This window comes from Pseudomonas sp. A-B-19, from assembly GCF_019947515.1.
Taxonomy (GTDB): domain Bacteria; phylum Pseudomonadota; class Gammaproteobacteria; order Pseudomonadales; family Pseudomonadaceae; genus Aquipseudomonas.
Window position 1 is genome coordinate 1 of record NZ_JAGYGN010000001.1, and the last position, 15,894, is coordinate 15,894.

Annotated in this window: 13 protein-coding genes; 7 read left to right on the forward strand and 6 right to left on the reverse strand. The window is 59.8% G+C overall.

Translation table 11 applies throughout. From position 1 onward, the window contains the following. The first annotated feature begins 339 nt into the window (after positions 1-339). Positions 340-741 carry a MerR family transcriptional regulator gene (locus tag KGA81_RS00005; RefSeq protein WP_223544032.1) on the forward strand — a complete coding sequence of 134 codons (402 nt, stop codon included), beginning with the start codon at positions 340-342 and terminating at the stop codon, positions 739-741. Positions 742-888: 147 nt separating this feature from the next. After that, the gene (locus tag KGA81_RS00010; RefSeq protein WP_223544033.1) at positions 889-1,788 is read left to right on the forward strand and encodes a hydroxymethylglutaryl-CoA lyase; all 900 of its coding nucleotides are present in this window, start codon (positions 889-891) and stop codon (positions 1,786-1,788) included. A gap of 681 nt (positions 1,789-2,469) precedes the next feature. Here KGA81_RS00010 and KGA81_RS00015 read toward each other — a convergent pair. After that, positions 2,470-4,167 (reverse strand): AMP-binding protein, encoded by a 1,698-nt coding sequence (locus KGA81_RS00015; RefSeq protein ID WP_223544034.1) that lies wholly within the window; start codon positions 4,165-4,167, stop codon positions 2,470-2,472. A gap of 289 nt (positions 4,168-4,456) precedes the next feature. Here KGA81_RS00015 and KGA81_RS00020 point away from each other — a divergent pair, with 289 nt between their 5' ends. From KGA81_RS00020 to KGA81_RS00035, 4 genes are all read left to right on the forward strand, one after another. Then, positions 4,457-5,620, forward strand: a complete 1,164-nt coding sequence (locus tag KGA81_RS00020; protein ID WP_223544035.1) for an isovaleryl-CoA dehydrogenase — start codon at positions 4,457-4,459, stop codon at positions 5,618-5,620. A gap of 12 nt (positions 5,621-5,632) precedes the next feature. Further along, positions 5,633-7,240: a carboxyl transferase domain-containing protein gene (locus KGA81_RS00025; RefSeq protein WP_223544036.1), complete on the forward strand. Its 1,608-nt coding sequence runs from the start codon at positions 5,633-5,635 to the stop codon at positions 7,238-7,240. Between the two features lie 127 nt (positions 7,241-7,367). Then, complete coding sequence (locus KGA81_RS00030; protein WP_223544037.1) at positions 7,368-8,180, forward strand: gamma-carboxygeranoyl-CoA hydratase; 813 nt, start codon at positions 7,368-7,370, stop codon at positions 8,178-8,180. Beyond that, the gene (locus KGA81_RS00035) at positions 8,180-10,135 is read left to right on the forward strand and encodes an acetyl/propionyl/methylcrotonyl-CoA carboxylase subunit alpha (RefSeq protein ID WP_223544038.1); all 1,956 of its coding nucleotides are present in this window, start codon (positions 8,180-8,182) and stop codon (positions 10,133-10,135) included. The genes KGA81_RS00030 and KGA81_RS00035 overlap by 1 nt, the downstream gene beginning before the upstream one ends. A 39-nt stretch (positions 10,136-10,174) precedes the next feature. On the opposite strand, the gene KGA81_RS00040 is transcribed toward KGA81_RS00035, so the two are convergent. Then, a complete protein-coding gene (locus tag KGA81_RS00040) occupies positions 10,175-10,822 on the reverse strand; it encodes a LexA family protein (RefSeq protein ID WP_223544039.1) in 648 nt (215 codons plus the stop codon). A 129-nt stretch (positions 10,823-10,951) separates the two neighbouring features. Between KGA81_RS00040 and KGA81_RS00045 the strand changes: the two genes are divergently transcribed. Further along, positions 10,952-11,293: a DUF6124 family protein gene (locus KGA81_RS00045; protein ID WP_223544040.1), complete on the forward strand. Its 342-nt coding sequence runs from the start codon at positions 10,952-10,954 to the stop codon at positions 11,291-11,293. 381 nt (positions 11,294-11,674) lie between these two features. Here KGA81_RS00045 and KGA81_RS00050 read toward each other — a convergent pair whose 3' ends face one another. From KGA81_RS00050 to KGA81_RS00065, 4 genes are all read right to left on the reverse strand, one after another. Continuing rightward, positions 11,675-13,285 (reverse strand): gamma-glutamyltransferase family protein, encoded by a 1,611-nt coding sequence (locus KGA81_RS00050; RefSeq protein ID WP_223544041.1) that lies wholly within the window; start codon positions 13,283-13,285, stop codon positions 11,675-11,677. A 145-nt stretch (positions 13,286-13,430) separates the two neighbouring features. Next, positions 13,431-14,210, reverse strand: a complete 780-nt coding sequence (locus KGA81_RS00055) for an amino acid ABC transporter ATP-binding protein (protein WP_223544042.1) — start codon at positions 14,208-14,210, stop codon at positions 13,431-13,433. 1 nt (position 14,211) lies between these two features. Beyond that, positions 14,212-14,979, reverse strand: a complete 768-nt coding sequence (locus tag KGA81_RS00060; protein ID WP_223544043.1) for an amino acid ABC transporter permease — start codon at positions 14,977-14,979, stop codon at positions 14,212-14,214. A gap of 11 nt (positions 14,980-14,990) precedes the next feature. Continuing rightward, the gene (locus tag KGA81_RS00065) at positions 14,991-15,797 is read right to left on the reverse strand and encodes an ABC transporter substrate-binding protein (RefSeq protein ID WP_223544044.1); all 807 of its coding nucleotides are present in this window, start codon (positions 15,795-15,797) and stop codon (positions 14,991-14,993) included. Between the last annotated feature and the right edge of the window lie 97 nt (positions 15,798-15,894).

Consider the following 15,894-nt stretch of genomic DNA (forward strand, 5'->3'; position numbering starts at 1 on the left):
GCTCTACCTGATGCGTCTTTCGGTGACGGTTGGATTTCGTGGCTCCCAGCACACTCATCGCCCGCATCCGGCCTCGCTGCTTGTTCGTGTTCCTGCGGTCGCGCCTTTGCTACACGCTTCTTTCAGGTTGGCCTCGCGGCTTCCCCCTTGCGTTTCACTACAGTTCTCGTCACTCATTCTGGTCACCACTTTTCAGGTGACTGGTTTTGGCCCATGCCGGGCACACTGGGAGCGAGCTTGCTCGCGATGGGGCCAGTCAGAACAGCGAAAACCTCTGCCCCTTGACGTAAACGTCAACCTGCCATTAGCTTAGAGCCATGACCTTTTGCGAGCGCTTCCATGAGCAGCCAGACCTACAGCATTTCCGATCTCGCCCGCGAGCTCGACATCACCACCCGGGCCATTCGCTTTTATGAAGAGCAAGGCCTGCTCAGCCCTGAGCGTCGTGGCCAGGAACGCATTTACTCACCCCGCGACAAGGTCAGCCTGAAGCTGATCCTGCGGGGCAAGCGCATCGGTTTCTCGCTGGCTGAATGCCGCGAACTGATCGAGCTCTACGACCCGTCCAGCGGTAACACCAAGCAGTTGCACAGCATGCTGGCGAAAATCAGCGAGCGCCGGGAGCAACTTGAACAGCAGCTGCTGGACATCGAACAGATGAAGCTTGAGCTGGACACTGCCGAAGAGCGCTGCGTGCAGGCGCTGGAGCAGACGCTCAAAAACCAGGAATCGGTTCAGTAAATCCACATTATCCACTGTGGGAGCGAGCTTGCTCGCGATAGCGGAGTGTCAGTCACCAAAAATGTTGAATGTGATGCCCTCATCGCGAGCAAGCTCGCTCCCACAGGGTTCTCAGCGCATTCAGACAATCAGCACAGGTCGAACCCCATGCCCCTCCCCACCCACGTACGCATCGTCGAAGTCGGCCCACGCGATGGTCTGCAAAATGAAGCCCGGCCCATCAGTGTTACCGACAAGGTACAACTGGTCGATGCGCTGACCGCAGCCGGGCTCGGCTATATAGAAGTCGGCAGCTTCGTTTCGCCCAAGTGGGTGCCGCAGATGGCCGGCTCCGCCGAGGTCTTCGCGCAGATCCAGCGCAAGCCGGGCGTGGTCTACGGCGCACTCGCTCCCAACCTGCGCGGTTTCGAAGATGCCCTCGCCGCCGGGGTCAAGGAAGTGGCCGTGTTCGCGGCGGCATCCGAGGCGTTTTCCCAACGCAACATCAATTGCTCGATCAGCGAAAGCCTGGAGCGTTTCGCGCCGATCATGGACGCTGCCCGACAACATGGAGTGACCGTGCGCGGGTATGTGTCCTGTGTGCTGGGCTGCCCCTATGAAGGTAACGTCGCCCCGGAGCAGGTCGCCATGGTCGCTCGCGAACTCTATGCCATGGGCTGCTATGAGGTCTCGCTGGGGGACACCATCGGCACCGGCACCGCTGGTGCAACCCGCAGGATGTTTGAAGTGGTATCGAAGGATGTGCCCCGGGAAAAACTCGCCGGACACTTCCACGACACCTACGGCCAGGCCGTGGCCAACATCTACGCCAGCCTGCTGGAAGGCATCTCTGTGTTCGACAGCTCTATCGCAGGCCTGGGCGGCTGCCCCTATGCCAAGGGCGCCAGCGGTAACGTCGCGACCGAAGACGTGGTTTACCTGCTCAACGGCCTGGGCATCGACACCGGAATCGACCTCGACGCCTTGATGGTTGCCGGTCAACAGATTTGTACCGTACTGGGTCGCCCTACCGGTTCCCGCGTGGCCAAGGCCCGCAGCGCACAGTGAGTACGTTGAGTGTGTCCGGGTGTTACCGCACAGACTAAAACGTGGGCACAAGCGAGTAACACGGAAACAAAATGCAGGGTTTTGCCTGAGGCGTAAAACCCTGAAAATCCTCAAACCATTGATTTTAAAGGCTTTTAAAAAGTTGGCATGGCTCCTGCTATATCTATCGCACAACAAGAATAAAAAAATTGCGGCAAACCTAATAAAAACAAGACGTAACGACTCTGACATAACAAAAACAACACGGCAGAGACGCAGCTAACAGATTTTTTTGGAGAAGATGTGCTTTTCAGGGTGCTTTTCGGAGTTACCCGCAACCGGACAGAGAATAATAAAACTACCTTCAGGTAGCTCCCGATTCGGTTGGATCGTTCAGCGAGAAAGCAGATCAGCGCTCAAAAAAATACGTTTGCTCTTGATCCCGAATGGGGATCGCCAAAAACAGCGGTAAAGGGCAACGGTTGCCAAAAACAACAACAGACCGACCCTCAATAATAAAAAAAGAGCACGTGCAACGAAATTAAAGGGGAGCTTCGGCTCCCCTTTGTGCTGTCTGGCGTTTGTGTTTTACACCAATCCCTGTGGGAGCGAGCTTGCTCGCGATGGCGGCGGATCAGTCAGTACAAATGTTGAATGTCACACCCTCATCGCGAGCAAGCTCGCTCCCACAGGGGATTGTGGTCAACCCTGCTTGTTACGCAACTCCTCGACGCTGATCTCGCGCATCCTGAACTTCTGGATCTTGCCGGTCACCGTCATCGGAAACTCCTCGACGAACTTGAAGTATCGCGGCGTCTTGAAGTGCGCGATGCGCTCCTTGCACCAGGCTTGCAGTTCTTGCTCGGTGGCGCTGTGGCCAGGGTGGAACTTGATCCAGGCGACGATCTCTTCGCCGTAGCGCGAGCAAGGAATGCCGATCACCTGAACGTCCGCAATGGCCGGGTGAGTGAAGAAAAACTCCTCCAGCTCCCGCGGGTAAACATTCTCACCGCCGCGGATGATCATGTCCTTGTTGCGCCCGGCAATGCACACGTAGCCTTCATCGTTCATGCTCGCCAGGTCGCCGGTGTGCATCCAGCCAGCCTGATCGATGGCTTCTGCGGTGCCTTCGGGGTTGTTCCAGTAACCGAGCATCACACTGTAACCGCGGGTGCATAGCTCACCGATGGTGCCGCGCGGTACCAGGTTGCCCGCTTCATCGATGATCTTGCTTTCGAGTTGTGGCTGGGTGCGGCCGACGGTGGTCACGCGCAGTTCCAGATCGTCTGCAGGACCGGTCTGCAACGACACCGGACTGGTTTCCGTCATGCCGTAGGCAATCTGCACTTCGCTCATGTGCATTTCGCTGATGACCCGGCGCATCACTTCGATAGGACAGGTCGCGCCGGCCATGATCCCGGTGCGCAGGCTCGACAGGTCGAACCCGGCACGCTGGGGCTGATCGAGCATGGCGATGAACATGGTCGGTACGCCGTACAGCGCCGTGGCTTTTTCTTCGGCCACAGTGCCGAGGGTCAGCAACGGATCGAATGCGTCGTTTGGATAAATCATCGTGCTGCCATGGGTGATGCAACCGAGGTTGCCCATGACCATACCGAAGCAGTGATACAACGGCACCGGGATCACCAGCCGATCGGCCGCCGTCAGGCCCAGGCTTTCGCCGACCATGTAACCGTTGTTGAGAATGTTGTAGTGACTGAGGGTCGCGCCCTTGGGAAAACCGGTGGTGCCGGAGGTGTACTGGATATTCACCGGCTGATCGAAATGCAGGCTGTCCTGGCGTTCATGCAATTGCTCGACCGTGACGCTGCCGGCCATATCGGCCAGTTGCGACCATGGCAGGAACCCCGACGGTGGCTGCGCATCCAGGCTGATGACGCCACGCAACTGCGGCAACCGCTCACTGTGCAACTTGCCGATGGATTGTTCGGCCAGCTCCGGCACCAGGCCTTGCAGCATCGCGTGATAGTTCGAGGACTTGAAGGCCCCGGCGCAAACCAGCCATTGGCAGCCGGACTGCTTCAACACGTATTCGAGTTCGGAACTGCGATAGGCGGGGTTGATGTTGACCAGGATCACGCCGATTTTCGCGGTGGCAATCTGACTGATGCACCATTGCGCGCAATTGGGCGCCCAGATGCCGAGACGATCACCCGTCTGCAGACCCAACGCCAGCAGCGCTCTGGCATGCAGGTCCGCAGCCTCGGCCAATTGCCGCCAGGTGTAACGCAGCTGTTGGTGGCGCACCACCAGCGCCTCCCCGTCCGGGTACTGCGCGACCGTGTTGTCGAACGCCTGGCCGATGGTCATCGCCAGCAAGGCTTTGTCCTGGGAACCACGGGTGTAACTGCGTTGCGGGCTTGCACTGGGTTGATCCATGACGACCCCTATTGTCTTTATTTATGGGCTGCGAATGTTCCCCTGAAGGAGCTGGCTTGCCAGCGAAGAGGCCAGCACGTTCAACATCGATGTCGACGGATCCGACGCCTTCGCGGGCAAGTCGGATCGCCGCACCGCCGCTCCTACAGGATTCATTGACTCTACTCTCGCTCAAGTTGACGTTAACGTAAAGGGCGATTGACAGCCATTCGTCACAGGTTTACGTTAACGTAAAGGTGAGAACCCATTGACAGTCTCACCAACCGACAAAAAAGCCAAAAGGTGCCCCATGAGCTATCCATCCCTGAACTTTGCCCTCGGTGAAACCATCGACATGCTGCGCGATCAGGTCCAGTCCTTCGTCGCCAAGGAGATCGCCCCGCGCGCCGCTCAGATCGACATCGACAACCTGTTCCCGGCCGACCTGTGGCGCAAATTCGGCGACATGGGCCTGCTGGGCATCACCGTGCCGGAAGAGTACGGCGGCGCCGGCCTGGGTTACCTGGCCCACGTGGTGGCCATGGAAGAAATCAGCCGTGGCTCGGCCTCAGTGGCCCTGTCCTACGGCGCGCACTCCAACCTCTGCGTCAACCAGATCAACCGCAACGGCAACCACGAACAGAAAACCAAATACCTGCCAAAGCTGATCAGCGGCGAGCACATCGGCGCCCTGGCCATGAGCGAGCCGAATGCCGGTTCCGACGTGGTCTCGATGAAACTGCGCGCCGACAAGCGCGGCGACAAATACGTGCTCAACGGCAGCAAGACCTGGATCACCAACGGTCCGGACGCCAACACCTATGTGATCTACGCCAAGACCGACCTGGAAAAAGGCCCCCACGGCATCACTGCTTTCATCGTCGAGCGCGACTGGAAAGGCTTCAGCCGCAGCAACAAATTCGACAAGCTCGGCATGCGCGGTTCGAACACCTGCGAGCTGTTTTTCGATGACGTCGAAGTGCCGGAAGAGAACATCCTCGGCGTGCTCAACGGCGGCGTGAAAGTGCTGATGAGCGGCCTCGACTACGAGCGCGTTGTGCTCTCCGGTGGCCCGACCGGGATCATGCAGGCGTGCATGGATTTGATCGTGCCATACATCCACGACCGCAAGCAGTTCGGCCAAAGCATCGGCGAATTCCAGCTGATCCAGGGCAAGGTCGCCGATATGTACACCCAACTCAACGCCAGCCGCGCCTACCTGTACGCCGTGGCCCAGGCCTGCGAGCGCGGCGAAACCACGCGCAAGGACGCCGCCGGCGTGATCCTCTACAGCGCCGAACGCGCCACGCAAATGGCCCTCGACGCGATCCAGATTCTCGGTGGTAACGGCTACATCAACGAATTCCCGGCTGGTCGTCTGTTGCGTGATGCCAAGCTGTACGAAATCGGTGCCGGCACCAGTGAGATCCGTCGCATGCTGATCGGTCGCGAACTGTTCAACGAAACCCGCTAAACGGAGCTGTCCATGGCTACCCTGCACACCCAGCTCAACCCCCGTTCAGCGGAGTTCGCCACCAACAGCGCGGCGATGCTCAAGCAGGTCGACGCGTTGCACACCCTGCTCGCCCAAGTGGCGCAAGGTGGCGGCCCGAAGGCACAGGAACGCCATACTTCGCGGGGCAAACTGCTGCCCCGCGAGCGCATCAACCGCTTGCTCGATCCGGGTTCGCCGTTTCTGGAAATCAGTCAACTGGCGGCGTACGAGGTGTATGGCGAAGACGTCCCCGCCGCTGGCGTGATTGCCGGGATCGGCCGTGTGGAGGGCGTCGAGTGCATGATCGTCGCCAACGACGCCACGGTGAAAGGTGGCTCGTATTACCCGTTGACGGTGAAAAAACACCTGCGCGCCCAGACCATCGCCCAGCAGAACCGCCTGCCGTGCATCTATCTGGTGGACTCCGGCGGCGCTAACTTGCCGCGCCAGGATGAAGTGTTCCCGGACCGCGAGCACTTCGGCCGGATCTTCTTCAACCAGGCCAACATGAGCGCCATGGGCATCCCGCAGATTGCCGTGGTCATGGGCTCCTGCACCGCTGGCGGCGCGTACGTACCGGCGATGGCCGACGAAGCGATCATGGTTCGCGAACAAGCGACGATCTTCCTCGCCGGCCCGCCGCTGGTGAAGGCCGCGACCGGTGAAGTGGTCAGCGCCGAAGACCTCGGCGGGGCCGATGTGCACTGCAAGATTTCCGGGGTGGCCGACCATTATGCCGAGAGCGATGAGCACGCACTTGCGCTCGCCCGCCGCAGCGTCGCCAACCTCAACTGGCACAAGCAAGGCGAGGTTCAGCAACGCACGCCGATCGCCCCGCTGTACAGCAGTGACGAGTTGTACGGCGTAGTCCCGGCCGACGCCAAGCAACCGTTTGACGTGCGCGAAGTGATTGCGCGACTGGTGGATGGTTCGGTGTTCGACGAGTTCAAGGCGCTGTTCGGGACAACGCTGGTGTGTGGTTTTGCTTACCTGCACGGCTACCCGATCGCGATCCTCGCCAACAACGGCATCCTCTTCGCTGAAGCGGCCCAGAAAGGCGCGCACTTCATCGAACTGGCGTGCCAGCGCGGCATTCCGTTGCTGTTTTTGCAGAACATCACCGGTTTCATGGTCGGCCAGAAGTACGAAGCCGGCGGCATCGCCAAGCACGGCGCGAAACTGGTGACGGCGGTGGCCTGCGCCAAGGTGCCGAAGTTCACTGTGATCATCGGCGGCAGCTTCGGTGCCGGCAACTACGGCATGTGCGGCCGCGCCTACGATCCGCGCTTTTTGTGGATGTGGCCGAATGCGCGGATCGGCGTGATGGGCGCCGAGCAGGCGGCCGGCGTACTGGTACAGGTCAAGCGTGAGCAGGCCGAGCGCAGCGGCCAGGGTTTCAGCGCCGAGCAGGAAGCCGAAATCAAGCAGCCGATCCTCGACCAATACGAAGAACAGGGTCATCCCTACTATTCCAGCGCGCGCCTGTGGGACGACGGTGTCATCGACCCGGCCCAGACCCGCGACGTACTGGCCCTGGCCTTGTCCGCGTCGTTGAACGCGCCAATCGAACCGAGCCGCTTCGGCGTGTTCCGGATGTGATTTTTTTGTGGGTGCGGGCTTGTGTGGCGAGGGGGCTTGCCCCCGTTCGATTGCGAAGCAATCGTAAAACCGGTTATCGCGTTCGCGAGCAAGCACGCCCCTACAAGGACCGTGGAGACGGAAGAACATGAGCGACTTCAACACCCTCGAACTGCTGAGCGACCCCCGTGGTTTTGCCACCCTGTGGCTCAGCCGTGAAGAAAAGAACAACGCCTTCAACGCCGAAATGATCCGCGAACTGATCCTCGCCCTCGACAAAGTCGCGAGCGATGCCAGCCTGCGATTTCTGATCGTGCGCGGCCGCGGCAAGCATTTCAGCGCCGGTGCCGACCTGGCCTGGATGCAGCAATCGGCCGAACTCGATTACGCCACCAACCTCGATGACGCCCGGGAACTGGCGGAGTTGATGTACAACCTGGCCAAGCTGAAAGTCCCGACCCTGGCGGTGGTACAGGGCGCGGCCTTCGGTGGCGCGCTGGGCCTGATCAGTTGCTGCGACATGGCCATCGGTACCGATGACGCGCAGTTCTGCCTGTCGGAAGTGCGCATCGGCCTGGCGCCGGCAGTGATCAGCCCGTTCGTGGTGCAAGCCATTGGCGAGCGCGCTACACGTCGCTATGCCTTGACCGCTGAACGTTTCGGCGGGCAACGGGCACGGGAAATCGGTTTGTTGTCGGAGAGTTATGCAAGTGCCGAGCTGGAACAGAAAGTCGAACAGTGGATCGACAATCTGCTGCTCAACAGTCCGGCCGCGATGCGCGCCAGCAAAGACCTGTTGCGCGAAGTCGGCGACGGCTCACTGACCCCGGCATTGCGCCGCTACACCGAAAACGCCATCGCCCGCATTCGTGTCAGCCCCGAAGGCCAGGAAGGCTTGCGTGCCTTCCTGCAAAAACGTCCGCCGAGCTGGCAGGCCGAATCCACCAAGGAGCCCCGCTGATGAGCGCACCTGTCCTCACCACCCTGCTGGTGGCCAACCGTGGCGAAATCGCTTGCCGGGTGATGCGCACCGCCAAGGCGCTGGGCCTGACCACCGTGGCCGTGCACAGCGCCACCGACCGTGACGCCCGGCACAGCCGCGAAGCCGACATTCGCGTCGACCTGGGTGGCAGCAAAGCCGCCGACAGCTATCTGCAGATCGACAAACTGATTGCCGCCGCCAAGACCAGCGGTGCCCAGGCGATTCACCCCGGCTACGGCTTCTTGTCGGAGAACGCCGGGTTCGCCCGCGCCATCGAAAAAGCCGGTCTGATTTTCCTCGGCCCGCCTGCCTCGGCCATTGATGCCATGGGCAGCAAGTCCGCGGCCAAAGCCTTGATGGAAACCGCTGGCGTACCGCTGGTGCCCGGTTATCACGGCGAAGCCCAAGACCTGGAAACCTTCCGCACCGCCTGCGAACGCATCGGCTACCCGGTGTTGCTCAAGGCTACCGCAGGCGGCGGCGGCAAAGGCATGAAAGTGGTCGAGGACGTCAGCCAATTGGCCGAAGCCCTGGCCTCGGCACAACGTGAGGCGCAATCGTCGTTCGGCGACTCGCGGATGCTGGTGGAGAAGTACCTGCTTAAACCACGTCACGTGGAAATCCAGGTGTTCGCCGACCAGCACGGCAACTGCCTGTACCTCAACGAACGCGACTGCTCGATTCAGCGCCGCCACCAGAAAGTCGTCGAAGAAGCGCCAGCACCTGGCCTGAGCCCGGAGCTGCGACGCGCCATGGGCGAAGCCGCTGTGCGCTCAGCGCAGGCCATCGGTTATGTCGGTGCCGGCACCGTTGAGTTTTTGCTGGATGCGCGGGGCGAATTCTTCTTCATGGAGATGAACACCCGCCTGCAAGTGGAACACCCGGTCACCGAAGCCATCACCAGCCTCGACCTGGTGGCCTGGCAGATTCGCGTGGCACGCGGCGAAGCGTTGCCGATGACGCAAGACCAGGTGCCGCTGGTGGGGCACGCGATCGAGGTGCGGCTGTATGCCGAAGATCCGGGCAATGACTTCCTGCCGGCGACCGGTCGCCTGGAGCTGTATCGCGAATCCGCCCAAGGGCCGGGGCGTCGAGTGGACAGCGGTGTTGAAGAAGGCGATGAAATTTCGCCTTTCTACGACCCGATGCTCGGCAAGCTGATTGCCTGGGGTGAAGATCGTGAACAGGCGCGATTGCGCCTGTTGAGCATGCTCGACGAATTCGCCATCGGCGGGCTGAAGACCAACATCAATTTCCTGCGGCGCATCATCGGTCACCCGGCATTTGCCGCTGCCGAACTCGATACCGGCTTCATTCCACGCTATCAGGAACAATTGCTGCCGACGCCAGTGCAACTGGGCGATGATTTCTGGCAAGCCGCCGCCCAGGCGTTTGCCCAGAGCCAGCCGCCTGCAACCCGCGCCGATGACCCGAGTTCGCCGTGGGCGGCGCGTAATGGCCTGCGTGCCGGATTGCCGAGAGCAATCACCCTGCACCTGAGCTGTGAAGGCCAGGACCGGGCGCTGACCCTGGGCGACATCAATGCCCACAGCGCTCGGCTCAAGGGCGAGCAGTTGCTGACCGAGCAGGCGGGTGTGCGCCGTCAACACCGCGCAATACGCCGTGGCGAACAGGTGTATTTGCAATGGGATGGCGAGTTGCGCCGCATCGAGGCTTACGACCCGATCAGCGCCGTCGAAGCCAGCCACAGCCATCATGGCGGGCTGACCGCACCCATGAACGGCAGCATCGTCCGCGTGCTGGTGGAGGCCGGGCAATCGGTCGAAGCCGGGGCGCAATTGGTGGTACTGGAAGCGATGAAGATGGAGCACAGCATTCGCGCACCCCATGCCGGGGTGATCAAGGCCTTGTATTGCCAGGAAGGCGAGATGGTCAGCGAAGGCAGTGCCCTGGTCGAACTGGAACAAGCGTGAAATGAAGATCGGTCCTGCGCATCGCGAGGACCGATCTGATCAGAACCTGGCCGTTGCCTGAACCACTACACCGATGATTCGACATTCATCGGTGTACAAGGCTTTCGGATACGTCGGATTGAGCGGAACCAGATAACGCTGCCCGCCCTCTTCGATGAGCTTGCGGAATGTGGCTTCGGCGCTGTCCGGCCACTGGGCAATGACCAGTTTGCCGGGCACCGCTTCCACCGCCGGGTCCACCAGGATCAGCATGCCTTGGGCAATACTGATGCCAGTGGGTGCGGTCATCGCATCACCTGACACTCTCAACCAGAATGCCGGTCCCTGCGCGTGATAATCGGACAATTCAAAGTGCCCTTTCCCATACACCGCGCCCTCGCCATCGCGCACTTCGGCAGGTTCGCGCCAGTCACTGACCGGGTAGCGGTAGTACGGATTGTACTTCTGTGTCAGAGGGATTTCGTCGTCCGTTGATGCCTGCGGTTCCCGGATTACCAGCGCCACTTCGAGAAACTCAAGGCCCAGCGCCCGCAGGACACGGTTCATGTCTTCGATGCCGGGTTCACGACGTTTGTTGAGCCAGTGGCCAATGCCGCCCTGGGACATCCCGAGGCGCTCGGCGAGTATCTCTTGAGTGATTTTGAGTTCACTCATCTTGGCCTTGACCAATTCTATCCATTTATCCATGTGCGGCACGATACGTGGGTGACTCCGGCCATCAAAACACAAGTTGTAGTATTTAAATACTCGTCACAAATACAGTTCGTATTATGATCGATTCACGGATCTGAAACTGCCACGGAGCTTGCCATCGCCATGAACCAACCCACCAATGAACTGCCGAACATGCAAATCGACACCACCCTCACCTCGACTCTGGACTCAGAGGCGGCACAACGCGCCCTGGACTATTACTTGAAACCCGCTATCTCGGAGGAAGTGGCAGAGCCGCGCTTTTTTGATGTGAACCGCAATATCAGTTGCGAAGAAGCGTTGGTCCATGCTTCGGACTTGTTGCGCTGTGCCGCCGCCATCGCGAACGAGTCGGCCAATCATCTGCAAGGTGTAACCCGTGATCTGGCGTTTTCGACGGTACACATGATCGACATGGCCAAGGCCATGGTCGATCGATCACTGGAGGGGTATGCAAACGGCTGAGGTGAAATCGCAAAAAAAGGAGGACTGGAAAGAATTTTCCTAGAGCGCAGGCAAAATTGCTTGACTCAATGATGAGAATGATTATTATTACATCATCTGATCGCGAGATCAGTCGATGGACCAGGTGACCTTAGGTCGGTCTCCCGGACTATCTCCTCATCAGGCTAATCACGGTTTTTGACCCGGCTTTTTGCCGGGTCTTTTTTTTGGTTTTTCACGCAATCCCGGGACACACCGATAACGCAATACCTGTAGGAGCCGGCTTGCCGGCGAAGGCATCGTTGAAACTGGCGGTGCGCTTACGGCCGCCTTCGCTGGCAAGCCAGCGCCTACAGAATCGTGCGCGCACCGTGATTAACGCCTCGCCCTCTCTCGTGTTCTTCAATACACCGCTATATGTGAGTCCGTTCGTGGCTCTGTCCCGCCGCATAACACGCCGGTTTCAGGATCGCGCAAGATGATTTGCCCACGCCCGTAACTGGTGAGATCGCACGCCACCTGAACCTCATGCCCACGACGCGCCAGTGCCGCAACCATATCCCGCGAAGCGTCCTGCTCAATACCCACCTTCATGTCGCCCAACCATTGCCAACGCGGTGCGTCCAGCGCGGCTTGAGGGTTGAGTCCGAAATCCACCAGATTCATGACCATCTGCACATGCCCTTGTGGTTGCATGTAGCCGCCCATGACACCAAAGGGACCCATCGCCTCACCGTTTTTTGTAAGAAACCCTGGAATGATGGTGTGAAAGGTCTTTTTGCCAGGCGCCAGGCAATTGCAATGCCCGGGATCGAGGCTGAACTCTTCACCGCGGTTTTGCAGGGCGATACCGCTGTCGGGCAATACCACGCCGGAGCCAAAACCGTGATAGTTGCTCTGGATGAACGAAACCATGTTGCCCTCCGCATCGGCGGTGGCCAGATAGACCGTACCACTGGCGTGGGGATCACCCGGCAGGGGCGCCACGGCCTGTTCACCAATCTGCGCCCGGCGATGAGCGCAATAGTGGTCGCTGAGCAGATCGTCCACCGCCACCCGCATGTGCTCCGGATCGGTGATGTAGTGCAAACCATCGCTGTAGGCGAGTTTCATGGCTTCAAGTTGACGATGCCAGGTCTGTTGGCTGTCGCGATGATCGAAGTCAAAGCCCTCGAGTATCTTCAATGCCATCAACGCCACGAGTCCCTGACCGCTGGGAGGAATCTCCCAGACGTCGACGCCACGATAGTTGACCTTGATCGGCTCAACCCACTGGGCGCTGTAGTCCTGCAAATCACTGGCGCGCAGATAGCCGCCCGTGGCCCGCGAATGCGCATCCAGCCTCTGCGCCAGCGCGCCACGATAAAAACTTTCACACTCCGTGGCGGCCAATTCGCTCAAGGTCCGTGCCTGGGCCGGGTTACGGAACAGCTCGCCGGCGCGGGGGGCACGGCCTTCGATCAGGAAGGTCTCGAACCAGCTCTCGAGCACGTCGCTACGGTCCGGAGTGAAATCCTCCAGCGCGGCTTGCCACTGCAAGGCGACCACTGGCGAAACGGGAAATCCGTCCCGCGCCAGACTGATCGCCGGCTGCAGCAAGTCCGCAAAGGGCAGACGACCGAAACGCCGGGACAATTGCGCCCAGGCCGACGGGCAGCCAGGCACAGTGACAGGCGTCCAGCCATGCAGCGGCATTTTTTCATGACCGGCCGCTTTCACTGCCTCAATGCTCAGGGCTTGCGGGGCGGCGCCGTTGGCAGCCAGGCCGTGCAGTTTGTCCTGGGTCCAGACCAAGGCAAAAGCGTCACCGCCGATGCCACAACCGGTGGGCTCGACCACCGTCAACGCTGCGGCCGTGGCGATCGCCGCATCGATGGCATTGCCGCCGCGACGCATGATTTCAATTCCGGCTTCGGCCGCCAGCGGTTGCGAGGCGGCGACCATGCCGCGCTTGGCGAAAACGCTTTGACGTTGTGAGGTGTAGGGATACTCGTGGGCAGAAAACTTGAACATGGCAAGACTCACACAAAAGTAATGTTCATAAAAACCTGTAGGAGCGAGCTCGCTCGCGATGGACGTTACCGATGACGCGGGCTTCCTGGATAAACGCGGTGCTCTTGAGTCCATCGTCGGAACGCCGCCCGGAGCAGGCTCGCTCCTACAACACGCGACTGAGAAAGGCGCGGGTACGGGCGTGCTTCGGCTGACTGAAGATCTGCTCGGGTGGCCCCTGCTCGATCAGTTCCCCTTGATCGAGGACCACCACCCGATCGGCCACTTCGCGGGCAAAGCCCATTTCGTGGGTGACCACGACCATGGTCATGCCCTCCTCGGCCAGTTCCTTCATGACTTGCAGCACTTCACCCACCGTCTCCGGGTCAAGGGCGCTGGTGGGTTCGTCGAACAACATCGCCTGGGGTTTCATGGCCAGCGCCCGGGCGATGGCCACCCGCTGCTGCTGCCCACCGGACAGCATCGAAGGGTAGTGATCCGCCTTCTCGGTCAGCCCGACCCGCTTGAGCAACGCCCGCGCCTGTTCCACCGCTGCCGCGCGAGACACTCCGAGCACATGGATGGGCGCCTCGATGATGTTTTCCAGGGCCGTCATGTGCGGAAACAGATTGAAGCGCTGAAACACCATGCCGATGTCCCGGCGCTGACGCGCAATGTTGCGCTCCGAATCCCGGACCAGGCTGCCATCTGTACGGGTGCGGTAACCCATGGGCTGGCCGCTGACACGGATTTGCCCGGACTGAATGTCCTCAAGCAAATTGATGCAGCGAATAAAGGTGGTTTTGCCCGAACCGGAGGCGCCGATCAGCACCACGACTTCACCCCGTTTCACTTGCAGCGAAATGCCCTTGAGAATTTCCAGATTACCAAACGACTTGTGAATATCCAGCGCTTCGATGACCAGTTCTTCACTCATGTGCGCCATCTCAACGCCCTCTCAACAGTTTCATGGTGTTGCGACCGAACATGCGGCTGGCGGCCGGAGCCGGACGATCGGACTGGCCGAAGCGCGCCTCGAGCCAGCGCTGGAAAAAGCCCCAGAGCGTGGTCAATGCCAGGAAGTAAATGGCTACCACCAGATACAACTCGAACACCCGGAAGGTCGCCGAAGTCACCATTTGCGTGCTGAGCAACAACTCCTGCACGCCGATCACGCTGACCAGCGTGGTGTTTTTCAACATCACGTTGAACTCGTTGCCCAGCGGCGGAACGATGACCCGGAAGGCCTGCGGCAGGACGATACGGCGCATCAACCTGGAGAACGTCATGCCCAACGAGCGTCCCGCTTCGTATTGGCCCTTGTCCACCGCACCGATGCCGGCCCGAATGATCTCGGCCATGTACGCGCCCTCGTTGAGGCCCAGGGCGATGATCGCAGCCTGAATGTTGCCCGGCACGATGAACCAGCCGAGGTCCAGGTCTTCGAAGCGGAAAATGCCACCAGCCGCCAACGCCGTGTACAGAAACACGATCTGCACCAGCAGCGGCGTGCCGCGCATCAGCCACACATAAAAGCGCACCGGGTATTGCAACAGCGGGTTGCTCGACAGCTTCATCAACGCCGCGATCAACCCCAGTACACAGCCGAGTAACATCGCCGACACACTGATCAGGCACGTCAGCCACAACCCCGTCAGGTAGACATCACTGGGCTGTAACAAGTATTGCCAGAACACATCCCAATTGAAGTTCATCAGGTTCGTCCTCAGTCCAGTTTGTCGCTGCCGACATGCCATTTACTGAGGAGCGCTTCGTAACTTCCGTCGGCGCGCATGCCTTGCAAGACTTCGGTCAACGCGACTGTCAATTGCGGATCACTTTTGCGCACACCGAAACCGGTCAGGATGCGGTTGAAAGCGGGCACCGCCGATTGAAACAAGTCAGGGGCCAGTTGCTGGTAATGACCGGCAGACTCGACCGTGGTGCCAAAAGCGTCCACCTGGTTGATGCGCAAGGCCTGGAACGCATCGGCGTCGACGTTGTAGACCACCAGTTTCATCGGTGCCTTGCCGGCCGCTTCGAGTTTTTCGTTCTCTTTGCCCAGCAGCACGCGGATGGTTGAACCATTACTGACCGCGACCTTGAGCCCCGATAAATCTTCCAGCGTGTTCACCGATTTCGGATTGCCTTTGGGCACCACGATGGACTGGCTGGAATACATGAAGTTGACGATGTCGATCACCTCACGACGTTCGGGCTTGTCGAACAGCTGATCGACGATCATGTCGCACTGTTGCGCCAACAGCGCCGGGATCAGCCCGGCGAATGGAGAGATCCGCCATTCGACTTTTTTGTCACCCAGACGCTGGGCAATCGCCTCGCCCATATCCACCTGAAGTCCGACCGGTTTTTGCTTCAGGTCAAACGACACCAGCGGTGGCGAATCCATACCGGAGCAATAGACGATCTTCTCGCTCTTGCTTAATCGCTCGGGTAACTCGGGGGCAGCAAACGCCCATTGGGAACACAGACTCAAGGTGAACACCGCAACTAACGCGCAAGGCTTTTGCATAGCATGACTCCAGGTGACTGCAACGAATGTCCCCTGTAGGAGCTGCCGCAGGCTGCGATCTTTTGATCTTTTCAGAAGCAACATCAAAAGATCGCAG

Bases quoted from the DNA above. Each gene is read 5' to 3' on its own strand.
- KGA81_RS00040 (WP_223544039.1), bottom strand. From the start codon at position 10,822: ATGGATAAATGGATAGAATTGGTCAAGGCCAAGATGAGTGAACTCAAA.
- KGA81_RS00045 (WP_223544040.1), top strand. From the start codon at position 10,952: ATGAACCAACCCACCAATGAACTGCCGAACATGCAAATCGACACCACC.
- KGA81_RS00060 (WP_223544043.1), bottom strand. From the start codon at position 14,979: ATGAACTTCAATTGGGATGTGTTCTGGCAATACTTGTTACAGCCCAGT.
- KGA81_RS00005 (WP_223544032.1), top strand. From the start codon at position 340: ATGAGCAGCCAGACCTACAGCATTTCCGATCTCGCCCGCGAGCTCGAC.
- KGA81_RS00055 (WP_223544042.1), bottom strand. From the start codon at position 14,210: ATGGCGCACATGAGTGAAGAACTGGTCATCGAAGCGCTGGATATTCAC.
- KGA81_RS00035 (WP_223544038.1), top strand. From the start codon at position 8,180: ATGAGCGCACCTGTCCTCACCACCCTGCTGGTGGCCAACCGTGGCGAA.
- KGA81_RS00020 (WP_223544035.1), top strand. From the start codon at position 4,457: ATGAGCTATCCATCCCTGAACTTTGCCCTCGGTGAAACCATCGACATG.
- KGA81_RS00015 (WP_223544034.1), bottom strand. From the start codon at position 4,167: ATGGATCAACCCAGTGCAAGCCCGCAACGCAGTTACACCCGTGGTTCC.
- KGA81_RS00050 (WP_223544041.1), bottom strand. From the start codon at position 13,285: ATGTTCAAGTTTTCTGCCCACGAGTATCCCTACACCTCACAACGTCAA.
- KGA81_RS00010 (WP_223544033.1), top strand. From the start codon at position 889: ATGCCCCTCCCCACCCACGTACGCATCGTCGAAGTCGGCCCACGCGAT.
- KGA81_RS00065 (WP_223544044.1), bottom strand. From the start codon at position 15,797: ATGCAAAAGCCTTGCGCGTTAGTTGCGGTGTTCACCTTGAGTCTGTGT.
- KGA81_RS00025 (WP_223544036.1), top strand. From the start codon at position 5,633: ATGGCTACCCTGCACACCCAGCTCAACCCCCGTTCAGCGGAGTTCGCC.
- KGA81_RS00030 (WP_223544037.1), top strand. From the start codon at position 7,368: ATGAGCGACTTCAACACCCTCGAACTGCTGAGCGACCCCCGTGGTTTT.